Annotated in this window: 16 protein-coding genes and 1 pseudogene; 8 read left to right on the top strand and 9 right to left on the bottom strand. The window is 40.9% G+C overall.

Features of this window, described 5'->3' with window-relative positions; genetic code table 11:
- The first annotated feature begins 4 nt into the window (after positions 1 to 4).
- Positions 5 to 202, top strand: a complete 198-nt coding sequence (locus ACY3LV_RS18485; RefSeq protein WP_333561517.1) for a hypothetical protein — start codon at positions 5 to 7, stop codon at positions 200 to 202.
- A gap of 14 nt (positions 203 to 216) precedes the next feature.
- Positions 217 to 516, top strand: coding sequence for a spore coat protein (locus ACY3LV_RS18480; RefSeq protein WP_333517173.1), 300 nt, complete (start codon positions 217 to 219; stop codon positions 514 to 516).
- A gap of 107 nt (positions 517 to 623) precedes the next feature.
- Here ACY3LV_RS18480 and ACY3LV_RS18475 read toward each other — a convergent pair whose 3' ends face one another.
- The 8 genes and pseudogenes from ACY3LV_RS18475 to ACY3LV_RS18440 all read right to left on the bottom strand — a co-directional run bounded on the left by ACY3LV_RS18475 (position 624) and on the right by ACY3LV_RS18440 (position 9,369).
- A complete protein-coding gene (locus tag ACY3LV_RS18475; RefSeq protein WP_333561516.1) occupies positions 624 to 2,657 on the bottom strand; it encodes a GH32 C-terminal domain-containing protein in 2,034 nt (677 codons plus the stop codon).
- Positions 2,590 to 2,732: pseudogene (locus tag ACY3LV_RS18470) on the bottom strand (hypothetical protein). Before ACY3LV_RS18470 ends, ACY3LV_RS18475 begins: the two are co-directional and overlap by 68 nt.
- A gap of 85 nt (positions 2,733 to 2,817) precedes the next feature.
- Positions 2,818 to 3,645, bottom strand: coding sequence for a PTS fructose transporter subunit IID (levG, locus tag ACY3LV_RS18465; protein ID WP_014114571.1), 828 nt, complete (start codon positions 3,643 to 3,645; stop codon positions 2,818 to 2,820).
- Positions 3,646 to 3,667: 22 nt separating this feature from the next.
- A complete protein-coding gene (gene levF, locus ACY3LV_RS18460; protein WP_333561515.1) occupies positions 3,668 to 4,474 on the bottom strand; it encodes a PTS fructose transporter subunit IIC in 807 nt (268 codons plus the stop codon).
- A gap of 16 nt (positions 4,475 to 4,490) precedes the next feature.
- Positions 4,491 to 4,979, bottom strand: a complete 489-nt coding sequence (gene levE, locus ACY3LV_RS18455) for a PTS fructose transporter subunit IIB (protein ID WP_333561514.1) — start codon at positions 4,977 to 4,979, stop codon at positions 4,491 to 4,493.
- Complete coding sequence (levD, locus tag ACY3LV_RS18450; protein WP_087993808.1) at positions 4,979 to 5,419, bottom strand: PTS fructose transporter subunit IIA; 441 nt, start codon at positions 5,417 to 5,419, stop codon at positions 4,979 to 4,981. Before levD ends, levE begins: the two co-directional genes overlap by 1 nt.
- A gap of 189 nt (positions 5,420 to 5,608) precedes the next feature.
- A complete protein-coding gene (gene levR, locus ACY3LV_RS18445) occupies positions 5,609 to 8,416 on the bottom strand; it encodes a transcriptional regulator LevR (protein ID WP_464864280.1) in 2,808 nt (935 codons plus the stop codon).
- Positions 8,417 to 8,778: 362 nt separating this feature from the next.
- The gene (locus ACY3LV_RS18440) at positions 8,779 to 9,369 is read right to left on the bottom strand and encodes a hypothetical protein (RefSeq protein ID WP_464864279.1); all 591 of its coding nucleotides are present in this window, start codon (positions 9,367 to 9,369) and stop codon (positions 8,779 to 8,781) included.
- Between the two features lie 425 nt (positions 9,370 to 9,794).
- Here ACY3LV_RS18440 and ACY3LV_RS18435 point away from each other — a divergent pair, with 425 nt between their 5' ends.
- Positions 9,795 to 11,183 (top strand): amino acid permease, encoded by a 1,389-nt coding sequence (locus ACY3LV_RS18435; RefSeq protein WP_464864278.1) that lies wholly within the window; start codon positions 9,795 to 9,797, stop codon positions 11,181 to 11,183.
- A gap of 123 nt (positions 11,184 to 11,306) precedes the next feature.
- On the opposite strand, the gene ACY3LV_RS18430 is transcribed toward ACY3LV_RS18435, so the two are convergent.
- On the bottom strand, positions 11,307 to 11,936 hold the full coding sequence (locus ACY3LV_RS18430; RefSeq protein WP_333517181.1) for a LysE family transporter: 630 nt from the start codon (positions 11,934 to 11,936) through the stop codon (positions 11,307 to 11,309).
- A gap of 151 nt (positions 11,937 to 12,087) precedes the next feature.
- Between ACY3LV_RS18430 and ACY3LV_RS18425 the strand changes: the two genes are divergently transcribed.
- From ACY3LV_RS18425 to ACY3LV_RS18405, 5 genes are all read left to right on the top strand, one after another.
- The gene (locus tag ACY3LV_RS18425) at positions 12,088 to 12,915 is read left to right on the top strand and encodes a TrmB family transcriptional regulator (protein ID WP_087993803.1); all 828 of its coding nucleotides are present in this window, start codon (positions 12,088 to 12,090) and stop codon (positions 12,913 to 12,915) included.
- 203 nt (positions 12,916 to 13,118) lie between these two features.
- Positions 13,119 to 13,619, top strand: a complete 501-nt coding sequence (gene sigV, locus ACY3LV_RS18420) for an RNA polymerase sigma factor SigV (protein WP_166850309.1) — start codon at positions 13,119 to 13,121, stop codon at positions 13,617 to 13,619.
- Positions 13,619 to 14,476, top strand: coding sequence for an anti-sigma-V factor RsiV (gene rsiV, locus ACY3LV_RS18415; protein ID WP_464864277.1), 858 nt, complete (start codon positions 13,619 to 13,621; stop codon positions 14,474 to 14,476). The genes sigV and rsiV overlap by 1 nt, the downstream gene beginning before the upstream one ends.
- A gap of 112 nt (positions 14,477 to 14,588) precedes the next feature.
- Complete coding sequence (locus ACY3LV_RS18410; protein WP_464864276.1) at positions 14,589 to 16,409, top strand: acyltransferase family protein; 1,821 nt, start codon at positions 14,589 to 14,591, stop codon at positions 16,407 to 16,409.
- Between the two features lie 125 nt (positions 16,410 to 16,534).
- Positions 16,535 to 16,831, top strand: a complete 297-nt coding sequence (locus ACY3LV_RS18405) for a YrhK family protein (protein ID WP_464864275.1) — start codon at positions 16,535 to 16,537, stop codon at positions 16,829 to 16,831.
- The last annotated feature ends 221 nt before the right edge of the window (positions 16,832 to 17,052 follow it).

Below are 17,052 nucleotides of genomic sequence, written 5' to 3'. Positions count from 1 at the left end.
AGAAATGGAATATGCCTTACATGAAGTGCTTGAGGTCCAAGAAATAACAGCTTTTAAGACGCTTTGTTTGACGAAATCCAAAACAATGAAAGCGCTGGTATCTGATCCGAAGCTTAAAGAAATCATGCAGCAAGACGTTGATATTACCACACGGCAGTTACAGGAATTTGCCTCTATTTTATCTAATGCAAAGCATGAATGAGGAGATGAATGATCATGAATCCTATCATTGAATATCTGACCGGCATGAACGTTTTAACAGACCAAATCATAGCCATGGACTTATTGATTGCAGCAAAAAACGGAGTCAGAAATTATGCGATGGCCGCAACGGAAGCTGGGACGCCTGAAGTGAAAGAGATCCTTACCCGTCATTTGGAAGAAGCCCTTGATATGCATGAACAAATCTCAAGCTATATGATGGAAAAGGGCTGGTACCACCCTTGGAACACAGACGAACAAGTCAAGCTGAATTTACAAAATATTAATACTGCGATTAAATTACCCACCCTTTAATACATTGATTGATTTGCTGAGGAACAGTATTGATCAACTCAACCGTTCCTCAGCTTCTGTTTTTATTAAACGCTTAATTTAGTTTACTACATGAAGATCCCGCTATTTCAAGACCCCTTGTTTACATTTTGAAAGACGGCAGTCGCATCCCACACATTTAAGCCGAATTGACCTTCGGAGAATGTTGAATCATTCGTATCAATTACAAGACGATCATCTAAATAGATTTTGAAGTGATCACCCCGAGCCTCAGTTTTCAGATGATACTTTTTATTTACGTCTATCGGTGTTTTGTATTCGGCAATGACAGAAGCAGCACCGTTCTCAAATTTAAAGAATTTCACTAAGTCATGTTTCGCATCCACATTGGCAAGATAACCGTTTTGGGCATCTTTGTCAGAGCGAAACATAAGCGCTCCTGCCCCCCTTCCGTTTCCATCCTTAATGGTGATATCAGATTCATAGGTGAAGTCAGATCCGGATGCTGAAGACAAAATAAAGGAATCACCCTCCGATCTTCCTTGTTTTCCTTCAATTGTGTCGGCCCACGTGCCATTTACAGTCGTCCAGCCAGCCAAATTAGAGATGAAAGGTGATGTTCCCCATACCTTTTTTAAAGGGTATATCGTTAAAGATTTCAGCTTTACACCGCCATTCGCCGCATATAATTCTAGACCGTTGCTTGATCGATCCGGGAGAATGATATCGGTTATGACCTGCTGTCCGTCATTCCCAAATACTTCAACTGAAGAGCGGTCGACAAAAATGCGCATCTTTACCCTTCCATTTACCGGTTTCAGCGGAGCTGTTTGTTTTCCGGTGTTAAAGGTCGGATTAAAGGTGACGTTCCCCGACTCGCTCCGGTCAACGAACAGTTTGGCATTTTTTCGATCATAGCCGACTTTTGTGAATTGATTTCGGCCTATTCGAACTTTAAAACCAAATTCAGCAGCTGAACGTGGTGTCACTTGAAATTCTGCATGTAATTCATACGCATCTCCAGATAGGCCCGCTAACACATTTTGGCTTGTGGTCGATATGGTCTGATTCTTCCACTTTTTAGAGGTTCCGCGAATGGTTTGCAGCTCTTTTACTGGTGTTTGGACGACCCTGACTCCTCCAGTAAGCGTTTTCAATTTTAACTCTCTTGGAATGGACGCCGCACTTCTCCATGGGGAGGTAGGAACATCATTCGCATATTGCCAATTGCTCATCCACCCTAACCATAGCCGCCGGCCGTCTGAGGATGGAATATCGGACCAGGATACAGCCGCATAAAAGTCTTTGCCGTAATCCGTCCAGAGAACTTTGTTTGACGGATTTTCATTTTTAAAATGAGTTCCATCAAAGTCCCCTACAAAATATTGCATGCCTGATCCTCCCGAAACCGCTCCGTTTCCGACACTGACCTGCATCACCCATTTTTTTTGATTCGGATTGCCGTCTACCGGAAGCTCAAACAAATCCGGGCACTCCCATACTCCCCCATGGCTCCCTTGTCCCTGTCCAAACTCACTTGCATATGTCCACTGCTTCAGATTTTTTGATGTATAAATGAGGATTCGGTCACCGGCCGCAAGCACCATCACCCACTTGTTTTCTTTTTCATACCAAAAGACCTTTGGATCGCGAAAATCTTTTTTTCCCGGGTTCGGAATGACAGGGTTGCCAGCGTATTTCGTCCACGTTCTTCCTTTGTCATTGCTATAAGCAATGCTTTGCACTTGATGGCCTTCCCTGTCCTGTGTATAAACAGCCACAAGCGGCTTCTCTTCGCCTGTTTGAAAACCGCTTGTGTTATTTCTATCTACAACTGCGCTTCCAGAAAAGATCGTGCCTTTGTCATCCGGAGCCAGCGCAACAGGAAGGTGCTTCCACGTAACCAAATCTTTGCTCACGGCATGCCCCCAATGCATGGGCCCCCACTGAAGTCCGTATGGATGGTATTGATAGAACAAGTGATATTCTCCAGCATAATATACCATCCCGTTTGGATCATTCATCCAGTTTGCCTCCGGCGTGAAATGATATTGAGGACGATAATCCTCATCATAGTAGCTTGAATCAGCTGCCTCAACCGAAAATGCCATAGTGAATAGCAGGGTGAACATGATGATGACTTGAGAAAGTCTCTTTTTCATTTGTTTCTTCGCTCCTCTCTTCATGTTTGAACACTTCAAGAGAGACTGCTGCACAAGTTGGTCCGTTTCTGGCAATTCTCCTCTGTTTCGCTGTTATCCGAATGATTGATATGTGATAGACTGCCGCAGTTTCCCTCTTCGTTCTTACTTCACACAGAGCTTATGCTAAGAATCCAGCCCAATACCCAAGAATTCCGATGATAAAGATGCCGCATATAATGAGAAGAGGATTCACCCCTTTCCGCAGCATCCATGCCACCAATAACGTTAACCCTAGAGGCAGCGCCCCCGGCATGATGCTGTCTAACACATTTTGTACGGTTTGAACATCCACTTTTCCGCTTTCATCCTTAATCCTGGACACAACGATGGGAATGTTGATGGTGGTCCATTTGGAAACGAGAGCTCCCATTACAAATAACCCGAGAATTGAAGCGCCCTCTGTCAGCTTTTGAATGCGATTCCCCGCTAAATCCTGCAGAATCTCCATTCCTTTCACATAGCCATACTTTAATCCGTAATATTTTGTACTTAATCTTATGGCGTTCAGCAAGAAAAAGAATAGCAAAGGACCGGCAATGTTTCCGCCTAAAGCAAGGGATGCCCCTAACGCAGCTAAAACCGGGCGAATGGTTCCCCAGAAAATCGGGTCGCCTACACCCGCTATCGGCCCCATCAAACCGATTTTCATTCCGCTGATCGCTTTTCCATCAATTCCTTTATTGTTCGCCATTTCTTCTTCCATGGCTGCCGTCACGCCAAATATAGGCGCTGTCAGCCACGGATGTGTATTAAACCATTCCAAATGCCGCTGCAAGGCTTCGTTTCTTTTCGCGCCGGGACCGTATAGTTTTTTGATCGCCGGTATCATCACATAACAATAACCCATGGCCTGCACACGTTCGAAGTTAAAGGAGCCGAGCAAAAAATTTGAACGAATAAACATGCTGAAAATTTCTTTTTTCGTTAATCGCTTTTCTTTCTCCATCTTTTTCATCCCCCCTCATGGTTTAGGCATCAAGATCATCATCGTCATCATAAACACCGACTTGGCCACTGTCAGATGCGGCGGCCACCGCTCCGTGCGCGGTATGTTTTTGCATCATCTGCTGGTATAAAAGCGCCAGACAGAGACCGAGGGCTCCAAATCCTACTAAGTTGAAATCGGTAAACGCCGCTAATAAGAAACCAATATAGAAAAATGGCTTTAAATAAGGAATATTCATCATATTGATCACCATGGCATATCCGACAACAACGATAATGCCTCCGCCTATTTGCAGCCCTTTTGTAATCACATCCGGAATATTGCCCAAGAACGCCTGAACAGCGCTGACACTGATCAATGCGACAATCAAAGTCGGTATCATGACGCGAAGCGCTTGAAACACCATCGCGGTTATATGCATAATTTCAATTCCTTTTATATTCCCTTCTTTTGCGTATTGATCAGCGCGGTGAATGAAAAAGACAGTGATCGTCCGCACAAAAATCGTCAGCGCCTGACCAGCAGCTGCCAAAGCAACAGCTACGGCAATACCTTCGCCAATTCCCTGATCAGCGGTAATGACTAAAATGGTTGAGATGACAGAGGCGATCGCTGTATCAGGCGCCATAGCAAGGCCGACGTTCATCCAGCCCAGCGCCATCAGCTCCAGTGTGCCGCCGAGAATAATTCCTGTTTTTAAATCCCCGAGCACCAAGCCAACCAGCGTGCAGGCCACAAGCGGCCGATGCGTCTGCCCTTCATCCAATACACTTGCGATGCCGGTGATGCCTGCAATGATTAACAACAAAATAATTTGTAATGAAGACATATTCTCATCCCCTTGATTATTTTGTTACGTTCCGTAAAATTTGTACAAAGTCCTCGCTGGCATCTGAAGGCAGCTGCCTCAATTCCAGTTTCACTCCCAAGTCACTTAATGTTTCAAACGCCCTTATATCTTGCTCTGTGACACTGACTGATTTTGTGACTTGCCTGCGTTGATTTTCAAACCGCATTCCCCCGACGTTTACTGTTTTGATCGGTACGCCCGCTTCTATTAGGGATACAATATCAGACGGATTTTCAAACAAGAGCATTGCCGTTACCCCTTCATAACGCGGACTATGAAACGCTTTTGCCATTTTTGAAACCGAAACGGCACTCGCTTTTACATTTGAAGGCGCAACAGAAAGGATCAGCGCTTTTCTCATGTCGTCCTGTGCAATATCATCGGAGACAACGATAATTCGGTCTGCCGCATGGACTTTAATCCACCTTGTCAGGATTTGGCCGTGAATAAAGCGGTCATCAATTCTTGCTAACACAATGTTCATCACAATTCATCCTCTCTTGTTTCTTGATTGGCTGTTTTTACTTTTTCTAAATGTTCACTGCACACTTGAAAGCTTTGCTGGCTCATTGCTTTTAAGTTGTTCAGCAAATCTTTAAGTGTCAGATGCTCTCTCAGGCTTAATACCTCCAGCAGAATCGGCAGGTTTACGCCGGCTGCCATATCCATTCTTTGATCTTCAGCAATGAAAGAAGCTGCCGCGTTATATGGCGTTCCTCCAAAAATATCGACTAAAAAAAGCACTTCATTTTCTTCCGGAATGTCTTTGAGCGCCTGATGATATTTTTCTTGCAGCGTTTGAACCCCTTCTCCTTTAAAAAACGGCACTGCAATCAGGTTATTTTCTTCACCGAATATCATCCCTGAAGACTCTTTTAATGCTATGGGAAAATCTCCATGACCACTGATAATAACTGAAATCATATTCATTGCTCCTTTCCTGTTTTGTACATCCATATATAATGCAAGGATCGTGCCAACAAAGTTGTGTTAAGCGTTTTCAATAAGTTTTCAGCAAATGACAGTCTGTTGTTGAAACACTTGAAATCAAAAAAATAAACCTGTATTAAAATGGCGTTCCATTTAATACAGGTTCACATAAAAAAACCGCTTTTAAAACAGCTGGCCAGGCACTTCTTCAGCGAAGATGGCGGCTATAAATAATTTTTCATCATCACTTATGCGAAGTCCAAGCTTTTGTTCATATGGGGCTAATGTACGTTCTGTCACGTTCAGCATTCTTTTTAGCTGTTCATTTATTTCATCTTCCTCTGAGAAAGCTATCGGATTCTGCTTCAACACCCTCTCAAAGGCGAAAGCCGTATGCATGATGACTTTGATTAAAACAGCATTATTGAAAATGACTCCCAACTCATCTTGAACGGTTTGCAGCCACTCTAATAACATCTCGATCATATGGTGGGGGTTCAAGAAGACAAGATACTTTTTCAAGCTATCCTCGCAAAGCTCCCTGACAATGATATTCGCTTCGTTCAATCCATTGCTCAAGGGGATGCTTCCTTTGGTAATCGCCTGTTGAATCAGCTTCTCTCCCTCCCCTTCAATTAACACTTCTAAAGATACATGCGGAGCATTGATTTTAGGGTCTTTCGTTCCGACTGTCGCAAGGATCTCATACTCTTTTTCAATTTCTTTTATGTTGTTTGCCAATTTAATGGATGAAACAGTCAATATGTGAATCGGGGTATCAGAGGCCTTGTTTACGATCGTTGTCAGGATGTCTTCCAGCTTTTTGGCCGTCCCGCTGCCTGTCGTACAGATGGAAACCAATGCCTTCTTTTTGCCGGCTACCGCTGGCTGCCGCTCCCATAACTCAATAAAATCCTTCGTGACCGATTGATAGATCGCATGCAAATTCAAATTCAAATAGTTCACTTTTCTGACAGCATCCAGCACCATTGAGGTCGTCACATTGCTGATTGTTTTGATGGCAATGCCTGTCTTTTCCTCCAGCTTGCTTTCCAGCATCGCAAGTGACCCCATATCTACCAGCATTAAAACACCTTCTCCTTCGTCAACCTGTTTCATTTTTTCCGCTACGCATTCGATAATGTCCGAAGGTGAAACAGAAAGCGGCATGTCAACTGCTGCAATGGGAGTGCTTCCTAACAGTTCTGTCGCGACTTCAACCATTGAACTCGCCGTGCTATTTCCATGTGCAGCCACGATAATACCGACCCTTTTGTTATCTTTTAACGATTTGATGGAATGAATCAGCATTGTTAAGTAGATGACTTCTATTTCCGGGATGGCCACTTTAAAATATTTCTGAATTTGATCTTTAAATATCATCGCCACCCGATATTCTTTCACATGAGTGTCACGGATTTCATCAGTCTCCTGTGTATTTAAAACATCAATTTGTTTTCCGCGCTTTAAAAATGCGTCAATATGCATACTCAAGAAATAAATAAATTTACGGTCAAATGTGCAAGCCAGCTCATGCTCAGCTATTTCTTTTAACTGTTTGGTCATTTGAATCACGTCGTCTTCAACGAATGTCAGCAGGCTGTCCTTTTGAAACGCCCGATGATGAAAAAAACTTCTGACATGCAAATGGATATCAGTTAAGATGTACTGATTAATATCCTTTTTGGATAATCCTTCTTTCATAAGGGTTTTCACTTTTTCCTCGATCAAATGATACAAGTTAAATGAGAGGTCTTCGTCAATTTTTGTTGTTTCATCTTCTACAATCGGAGAGATAATCGTTGTAATATTGACATATTCAGAAATAGCTTTGCTTCTTTGCATGTTTTTGCTGCTGGACATCCATTCTTGCTTGATTTCATCCGGCAGATCCCGAACAGTCAGTTCAATAACCTCATTTTTTTCAAGGTTGTGCAAAAACCCGTGTGCGCAAACTAACTGGACATTTGATTTCAGCTGTCCCACATTTCCAAATTTCGCAGAATGAATAAGCGCATTATAGACATCTATGTGCACACTCAGATTTTTCTTAATTCGCTCTGCTTCTTTCCCTAATAAAAACGTCGTCAGATCCACTCTTTCTTTAAGCGATCGTTCTTCAAGCGAAGGAATATGTATGGTCATTGGAATTCTTCGCAAAAATGTTTTCAATAAAGCAGAACTCGGATTTTCTGTTGTGGCGGAAATAAACAATACGTTCGATGTTCGTTTATGTTCCGATTCCCCAAGCCGGTTATAAGAACCGCTGTCAATAAAATAAAACAGCATTTCCTGCCCCTCAGGAGGGAGACGGTGGATTTCATCCATAAAAAGAATGCCCCCATCAGCCTGTTCGACTAAGCCAGCCTTATCCTCGCCGGCACCTGTAAATGAACCCTTTTTGTGTCCGAATAATTGAGATAGCAATAATTGAGGATTGTTGTAGTAATCTGCACAGTTAAATGTAATAAATGGTGAGTCGGCCTTCAAAATGTCAGAGTAAATGGCAAACTGGTAAATGCGGTTCGCAAAAAGGGATTTACCGGAACCAGTCGGCCCTAGGAGGAGCATATGCAGGCCGTTCGGCGGATAAAAAACAGCTGCTTTCGCCTGGGAAATGGCTTTCTTCAAACTGCCTTTTGCCCCAATCATAAGCTCTAGAGGATTCGTAGAAATAGGTTGATGTTTCTGTTTGGAATTCCCAGAAAACGGCTCCAGGCTTTTCACTTCCATCAACTCGGTATCCCATTTCTTGTTGCATAACCTTTCCGCTATTTCGACTGGGATGTATCGCACAGGAAACGATTTTATTTTTATGACCTTTTTGGACCGGACGAGATTGTTCAACTCAAAACTGACATTGGACCGCTCCATTTTCAACTGATCAGCAATTTCCTTTGCTGAACTCCCCTGTACTTTTAAAAGATGATCTAAACTGGAATCATGAAAATTATGCATAAGCTGATGGTATATTTTATCTATTCTTTTCACGTCTATCATCCTTTGTCCTTATTAGATAAGCCCTGAATATTCCGAATCTTCATGGCGGAAACATCTCATTCTACACTTCCAGAAAGGCCTCTATAGCAGATTGACATGCCGGCCTTTTATGCTTATGTGTTTAGAATGCTGAATCATTTACATCTCATATTAGTATTTTAGATTCGCGTTCCCTAGGGCTGGACTCCTTCCAAAGTAATAATCAGTAAACAGTTTATCATTCTTGAAGAATGTAATGATGTCAAAATCACGAATGACAAAAAATGAATCTTAAAGACTGGGTCAAATCACCTAAAATACATCCAATTGAAACAAAGAAATGGCGGACACTCTATGTGTGTCCGCCGCAGTGATCACGATAAAAAATCAGGATGCAGCAACTGCTCGATCTTTCTCTTTTCATTATGCAAAACTTCTTCATCTTTACAATACATCTGGAAGGTCAGTGAATCTGTAAACATAAAAACTTTATCTCCATCGGCAAAAAATAAATATTGATGATTTCTCGCAGCCATCTTGCCCAGAATTGAAAAATCTCCGATATGATCGATTTGATATCCCCTGCTGGTCTCAATCAAAGCGGGCGTATGATCATACAATCCGCTACCTATTAAAAAAGCCTTGTACGCTTCATAAGCGTCAGCAAACTCATCATCCAGATGACATTCACCCTCCCAGTCATTACTTAGAAATGGCGTAACAACTGTTTGTTCGAAAGTTGATAGATAAGGAGATATCCATTGAAAAAATAGATCCTCCATATGCACCCACTGTTTTTTTGAGATTTTTATATTTGAATACGGATTCTCGACTGATTCAAAACCGAATGATTGATAAAAATCTTTTATTTCAAGCTTATTCTCCGGGAGGCCAATCAGGATGCGATGTTTATTATTCTTTTGATGCTCCCAATCAAAAAACTGATATTCTGATAAAATTTTCAATAGCTGTGCTGTATGTAAGTTCATTATATGTCCTGCCTCATGTCATTCAATTCGCCTGTATCCTTAGTAATGCCCTCATAAGCCTACTGTTATCATCTATCCTAGCAAAACAAAAAAGACATCGTCAAAACAATGTCTTTTTGTTTGCCATTACATATTTGTTACTGTTTTCACTCGGTCACGAATGACGGTTACGCCAGTAGGACGTTTTACCAAGACCTCTTTTCCTCACTGAGCATTTACCTTTTTTCTACTATTCAATAAAACTGGGAGTGAAAATAAAGAGTGAGAGACATTTAGCACCTGTACGAACAAGCAAATGAAAATTATATTTTTAAAATTTAAAAAGTAAACATTGTATTCTTTTAGATGGTATAATATCCGATAAAACTTTATTCATCTTTTATTATTGGAGGAAAATAAAATTGAGAGGCAATTCTAACAAAGACAATTTTGGACAACAACAAAAATTGTCTAGAGGCCTTAAAAACAGGCATATACAATTAATGGCGATTGGGGGTGCAATCGGGACAGGTTTATTCTTAGGCTCAGGAAAATCCATCCATTTTGCGGGCCCATCTATTTTATTTGCTTACATGATCACCGGTGTATTTTGCTTTTTCATTATGCGTTCGCTCGGAGAACTGCTCTTATCAAATACGGGATATCACTCTTTCGTTGATTTTGTAAGGGACTATCTAGGAGACATGGCAGCATTTATTACTGGCTGGACCTACTGGTTCTGCTGGATTTCTCTCGCGATGGCTGATTTAACGGCGGTCGGGATTTATACGCAATATTGGCTGCCTGCGGTGCCTCAATGGCTGCCGGGTCTTCTTGCGCTTATCATCTTGCTGATCATGAACCTTGCAACCGTTAAACTTTTCGGAGAATTAGAATTCTGGTTTGCATTGATCAAAGTTATCGCCATTTTGGCTCTTATCGCAACTGGTATTTTCTTGATAGCGAAAGGTTTTTCCGTTGATTCCGGCACAGCCAGCCTCACGAACCTTTGGAGCCACGGCGGCATGTTTCCAAATGGATGGCATGGATTTATCCTTTCATTCCAAATGGTCGTCTTCGCTTTTGTAGGAATTGAACTTGTTGGCCTGACGGCAGGCGAAACCGAAAATCCTCAAAAAGTGATCCCTAAAGCTATCAATCAAATCCCTGTCCGGATTTTACTTTTTTATGTCGGCGCACTTTTTGTCATTATGTGTATCTATCCTTGGAATGTTTTGAATCCAAATGAAAGCCCATTTGTTCAAGTTTTTTCTGTTGTAGGCATCGTTGCCGCTGCCAGTATGATCAATTTTGTTGTATTAACATCAGCGGCATCAGCGGCCAACAGCGCTTTATTCAGCACAAGCCGAATGGTCTATTCACTCGCCAAGGATCATCACGCCCCTGGATTATTGAAGAAACTGACTTCATCTAAAGTTCCAAGCAATGCGCTGTTCTTTTCAACCATCGCCATTCTGATTGGCGTTAGCCTGAATTATATAATACCCGAGCAAGTCTTTACATTGATTACAAGTGTTTCTACCATATGTTTCATTTTCATTTGGGGCATTACGGTGATTTGCCATTTGAAATATCGAAAATCAAGGCATGATGAAGCGAAAGTAAACAAATTTAAAATGCCCTTTTACCCATTATCCAACTATTTAACACTCGCATTTCTCGCGTTCATTCTTATCGTATTGGCACTGGCGAATGATACACGTGTTGCTTTATTTGTCACTCCGGCCTGGTTTGTTTTATTGATTATCATGTATAAGGTACAGACCACCAGGGGACATAAGATAAAATAACAAAAAGACAAGGGATACACACTCCCTTGTTTTTTTGTATTAAAAATGATACTGCCGGACTAAAAGAGGATTTGAAAGGCAAAACAACTGCTTGACTGATCTCCAATTCATGTAAGCGGAATTTCAATTCATACCAGTTTTGATGCCGAAACCCACTAATATAATACCGGTTACTTTTTGAAACGCTTTCTGGAACTTCGAGTTTTTCATCCATTTTTTTGCGAAATCAATCATATAAACGAGAAAGAGGAACCACAAAACCGCTAATAAGGTTAGGATTGAAGCTAAAATGATGAGCTGCTGGTTTATATTTCCCTTTAGATTGATAAATTGGGGCATGATTGTAACATAAACCAAAACAGTTTTAGGATTGAGAATATTACTAAGTGATCCTTGCATAAAGGAAGTTTTATAATAACGTTTCGGAGAATTTTCCTTGCTTGCTTGAGATTGCGTTTCATCAAAAGAAAACATGCTTTTGGCAAAAAAACTTTTGATTCCTAAATAAATTAAGTATGCTGCTCCCAAATATTTGATTGTTGTGAAAAGAATCACCGACTTTGCAATAACCACTGATAAACCTAAAATGGCGATAACCGTCCAAAAGGAAAGTCCTGTTGCCAATCCAAGGATGTTATAACGGCCAGCCTTTGCGCCATATCTAAGGGTATTTTTCATCACAAGCATCGTATCTGCTCCCGGTATGATAACCATCATGGCAGCAATCGGTATGTATGTGAGTATGCTGTGCATTTCTTCTCCCCCTTTAAAAAATCTCCGCAATATATAGTGACTACAATAGTAACTACTCATAAAATTGTATCAATGCGTTTGGAATAAATCAATATGGTTTGTTAAAATAGCGATTACAAGGGCAGCGACTGCTCTTTATATTGGAGGATCTATGAAGGAAAATATGTTAGACATTTTAAAAAACCTTAATTTTACCGAATATGAATCAAAAGCATATCTTGCTTTATTGCAAGAATCGCCTTTAACAGGCTATGCCGTCGCCAAAAATTCCGGAGTGCCCCGTTCTAAAATTTATGAAGTCTTGGAAAGTCTTGTCTTAAGAGGAGATGTTTTTGTAAGTCATGGAAATACACCTCAGTATGTGCCTGTTCCCGCTAAAGAACTGATTAAAAACCGCCGGCTCAAAGCGGAAGAGCATTTTGATCAGGCTGAGAAATACTTTGAAAAATTCGAGCAGACCGCAAATGACCGGGAAAATATCTGGAATATCACCGGACGCAATGAAATTCTTGAAAAAGTGAAGGCTTGTATCTTATCCGCCAAAAAAAGAATTCTCTTGGAAATATGGGAAGAGGATTTTGAAGAAATAGAATCAGAGCTAAGACAAGCGGCAAATCAAGGTGTCATTGTCACCATTATTGCGTACGGAGACATCACATCTGATTTTGCTGCTGTTTACCTTCATGATATGAGCAGTGAAATTACAGAAGAGTATGACGGGCGGTGGCTTGTCTATAGCGGAGATGATTCAGAAGTTGTAGCAGGTATCGTCTCTCTTGGCAACGACAGCCGTGCTGCATGGACAATGCATGTAGGTTTAGTCATGCCTATAACTGAAGTGATCATTCATGATCTGTACCTCATGGAAATTCTGAAAAAGCATAGAGGACTTTTAGAAGAAAGCTTCGGGAAAAATCTCATCCAGCTGCGCCGCAAATTTTCAATCCACTCCGATTTCAAAAAACATTATTTGGAATAGAACAATAGTACAAAAAACATGGCTTGTATCAACAAGCCATGTTTTTTGTATGCATTTCTTTCTACAAAGTTTTTAGGATCCTCCCTCTCTGATCATTTCTTTTAAAAAATGCTATTCTGCGCAAACTATTTTTCAGCCTTCCGCGTCTATCCTAGGTAACAGCCTATGATATACGTATATACAAAAAGGAGCCCTTTATTGCAATGAAGAAAAAACAAACAATAAAAGCGTTGCTTGTCACGTGCATTACTGATCATAAACAAGATTTCTACCGGTTGGCTTTCAGTTATGTAAAAAATCAAGACGACGCATTAGATATTATTCAAGAATCTATAAAAAAAGCGCTGAGCTCAGTTGAAACGGTCAGAAACCCTGAAACGATAAAAAGCTGGTTTTATAAAATTTTAGTACGTACAGCTATTGATTTTTTGCGCAAACAAAAAAAGGTAAAAGTGATGGATGACGATACGTTAGAGTTTTTAAGCAACGGAAAAGAAGACCATTACAAGGACACTGATCTCCATGAAGCGCTTGACGAGTTGCCATACCGCTATAAAACCATTATTATATTGCGTTTTTTTGAAGATCTCAAATTAGATGAAATTGCAGAAATAACAGGGGAAAACATTAATACCGTCAAAACGCGCCTATACAGAGCATTGAAGCTGATGCGCATTCAGTTGACGAAGGAGGATCTTTCTTAATGGATAAAAGATTGCAGCAATTAAGAGAAGAATATAAAAGTGTTCAGATTCCTAAAGAACTTGATATCATTGTTGAAAATGCCCTTCAGCAAGAACCAAAAAAGAAAAAAATTGTCACGTGGCCGACATCAGCAGCTGTTGCGGCAGCTATTTTATTCACTGCACTTGTCAACATCAACCCTGACGCAGCGCAAGCAATGTCGAAAATCCCTGTCATCGGTAAGATTGTCAAAGCCATCACTTTTATTGAGATTAAAGAAGAGAAAGATCAATCGAGCATCGATGTTAAAACACCTGCTCTATCCGGACTTTCTAATAAAGAGCTTGAAAACAGCATTAACCAGAAATACTTGAAAGAAAGCAAGCAGCTGTACAAGGAATTTATACAGGCCACATCCAAAAACAAAAAAGGACATCTCAGCATCTATAGTGATTACGAGACAGTAACAGACACGCCAGATCTACTCTCTATCCGGCGCGATATTGAAAAAACACAAGCATCTTCTTACACCCAAAGCCGTTATATCACAATTGACAAAAAAAATGATATCTTACTGACATTAAAAAGCTTATTCAAAGATGAGCGTTATATCAAAGCCATCAGCCAAAACATCAAAGAACAAATGAAACAGCAAATGAAGGAAGATCCAAATAAAATATATTGGCTCACTGATGAAGATGCAGAACCATTCAAAACGATTCTTCCTGATCAAACGTTTTACATTACCGAAGATCATAAACTTGTGATCTCATTTGATGAATATGAAGTCGCCCCCGGCTATATGGGCGTTACCGATTTTAAAATTCCAACCAGCGTCATATCAAGCTTGCTCGTAGGAGATCGTTATATTCGATAATATAAAAAAACATCCAACTGACATGATGGATGTTTTCTATCTTCTCTATTTGAGGTCGTAATCTAGCTATCAAAAACAACGAGAATATCTGCACACTATTGGAGGAATACCCATGTATCACAAGACACAGCATCATCGATACATCCCTGGACTCGATGGCCTTCGGGCTTTTGCCGTCCTCTCAGTTATCGCGTATCACCTAAACTTCAATTGGGCTAACGGGGGCTTCATTGGAGTCGATACCTTTTTTGTTTTATCCGGCTATTTAATTACATCCATTCTATTGCCGGTACATGGAAATGCTATCAGCCTTGATTTTCGTGACTTTTGGGTTCGCCGAATTCGGCGGCTCCTGCCAGCGGCTTACCTTATGATCTTTTCTGCTGTTATTTGGGTTGTATTGTTTGATAGGGAACTATTGCATACTGTACGCGGAGATGCCATTTCTTCTCTTTTTTATATAAGTAATTGGTGGTTTATTTTTCACAAACTATCATATTTTGATAGTTTCGGTTCCCCATCACCTCTAAAAAACCTTTGGTCGCTGGCGATTGAAGAACAATTTTATATGATATGGCCGATGTTCCTTGTTGTTGGAATGTACATATTTAAAAGCCGCGCCAGATTGGCGGCCGCGGTGTCATTGCTGGCGCTTTGTTCAGCCGTGATGATGAGCTTTTTGTATGATCCCGGCGCAGATCCGAGCCGCGTGTATTACGGTACAGATACTCGTTCGTTTGAACTTCTCATCGGATGTTCCTTAGCATTGGTATGGCCGATGAAAAGGCTGTCGTCCAACAGGCTGCCAAACAAACTGAAGTACACTTTGCGCGCTACTGAACTTACGGCATTTTGTATATTAGTGTTGTGTGTCTATTTCACAGATGAATACGAGCCTTTTCTTTACAGAGGCGGCATGCTTTTGATTAGCATGGTCGCCGCAATTTGGCACTATCCTGTTATTGTGTTGAGCACGCCAGTCCAAGAAATCGGGAACCCTGTTTTTTGGCATATCGTGCTAAAGGTCATTGCTACATTTATACTCGCAGAGTTTTCCTATCAGTTTATTGAGAAGCCGATAAGGACTCAGGGATTTAGATCCTTTTTCCGCCGTGTTTTTATACATAGAATCAGGGAATGGAAAACGACATCTGTCATCAGTAAAATGTCAATTGGTTTCGTCATTCTCGCTCTGCTTATTTTTGCGGGAGGACTGTCTGGACTAGCCGGAGAGCAAAAGCACCCCACCAAGTGGACGTATAGCTCACAAGAAACAAACGCTCATACCAGCCAGACTTCTGAGGATAGTAAGAAAGCAGCAGCTGATAAAGACAAGGAAGACGATGCCGATCAAAAGACAACAGACTCCAATCAACACCAAAAGGAGAACAAAGATAATAGACAAGAAGCTAATAAAAATAAAGACACGCAATCTCAGCAGCAGGCGAAAGAACCCAAAGACTCTGATAAAGAAGTGTTAGCTATAGGAGATTCCGTCATGCTTGATATTGCCTCACACCTCCGTGAGTCACTTTCACATGTTACGATTAATGGAAAAGTGGGGAGGCAAATGTCTCAAGCTTTGCAGCTCACAAGGGAATACAAGTCTTTTAATCAGCCGAATAGAGCTGTCATCATTGAGCTGGGAACCAATGGCTACTTTACAAACAGCCAGATTGAACAATTGATTCAATCTTTCTCAAAAGCTCATATCTATCTTGTCAATACTAGAGTTCCCCGCCAATGGGAAAGCAAAGTAAATGAATCTTTGAAACAACAGGCCCACGCACATCAAAATGTTACGTTAGTTGACTGGCATACAGTGGCTCTTCAGCATCCAGAATACTTTACACCTGATGGCGTACACTTGGTTCCACAAGGCGCTAAAGCTTTGACTGGTCTTATTGTTCAGGCGATGGAATCGTTTTGGTAAAAAAAAGAAGCCCTATTTAAAAACATTGCTGATCTTTCTCTCATCATCTCCATTTTTTCAAACCAATTCTTATGTTTACATGTCGTTTACGTGAGGGTAAGCCAAAATAGAATGGAGGGATGATAGTGGCAGCTAATGAAGAACATGACATCAAAAAAGAACTGAAACGATACGAACTTTTTTTCAAAAAACGATATAAGATTCTTTATACAGTGAACGATTTTACCATTGGTGCTTTGTTTCTCGTCGGGAGCTTTTTCTTTTTTTATGACCAGTTCAAGTCAGCAGGGATATGGCTGTTTGCGATTGGAAGCTTGCTGCTGTTAATCAGGCCGACGATTCGGCTGATTCATGACTTTCATTACCGAAAACATGTGGAACGCCAATTTAAACATCGATCTTCAACAGATGGTTCATCTTAAGGCATACGCGAGAGCAAAATGCCATAAAACTAATGCGCAAACCAAAAACAAGACTTTCAGACTATTTATTTTTAAAAATAAGACAAAAGAACTAAACTTTTGCCCCTGTTTGACGATATGAACAATAAGGCCGGCGCGATACTCCCTATAACATCCTTTTCAGTAGATTTCATTATCGTGCCGGTTTTCTCACATGCAAAATTATCCCGCCAATCTGATGG

It is taken from the genome of Bacillus sp. 11C (assembly GCF_055486375.1).
This window is presented reverse-complemented; position numbering and strand designations above follow the sequence as displayed.

Coding starts and splice junctions, on each gene's coding strand:
- ACY3LV_RS18425 (WP_087993803.1), top strand. CDS start 12,088: ATGAAGGAAAATATGTTAGACATTTTAAAAAACCTTAATTTTACCGAA.
- levF (WP_333561515.1), bottom strand. CDS start 4,474: ATGTCTTCATTACAAATTATTTTGTTGTTAATCATTGCAGGCATCACC.
- ACY3LV_RS18485 (WP_333561517.1), top strand. CDS start 5: ATGGAATATGCCTTACATGAAGTGCTTGAGGTCCAAGAAATAACAGCT.
- ACY3LV_RS18475 (WP_333561516.1), bottom strand. CDS start 2,657: ATGAAAAAGAGACTTTCTCAAGTCATCATCATGTTCACCCTGCTATTC.
- levE (WP_333561514.1), bottom strand. CDS start 4,979: ATGAACATTGTGTTAGCAAGAATTGATGACCGCTTTATTCACGGCCAA.
- ACY3LV_RS18480 (WP_333517173.1), top strand. CDS start 217: ATGAATCCTATCATTGAATATCTGACCGGCATGAACGTTTTAACAGAC.
- levG (WP_014114571.1), bottom strand. CDS start 3,645: ATGGAGAAAGAAAAGCGATTAACGAAAAAAGAAATTTTCAGCATGTTT.
- ACY3LV_RS18410 (WP_464864276.1), top strand. CDS start 14,589: ATGTATCACAAGACACAGCATCATCGATACATCCCTGGACTCGATGGC.
- rsiV (WP_464864277.1), top strand. CDS start 13,619: ATGGATAAAAGATTGCAGCAATTAAGAGAAGAATATAAAAGTGTTCAG.
- ACY3LV_RS18430 (WP_333517181.1), bottom strand. CDS start 11,936: ATGCACAGCATACTCACATACATACCGATTGCTGCCATGATGGTTATC.
- levD (WP_087993808.1), bottom strand. CDS start 5,419: ATGATTTCAGTTATTATCAGTGGTCATGGAGATTTTCCCATAGCATTA.
- sigV (WP_166850309.1), top strand. CDS start 13,119: ATGAAGAAAAAACAAACAATAAAAGCGTTGCTTGTCACGTGCATTACT.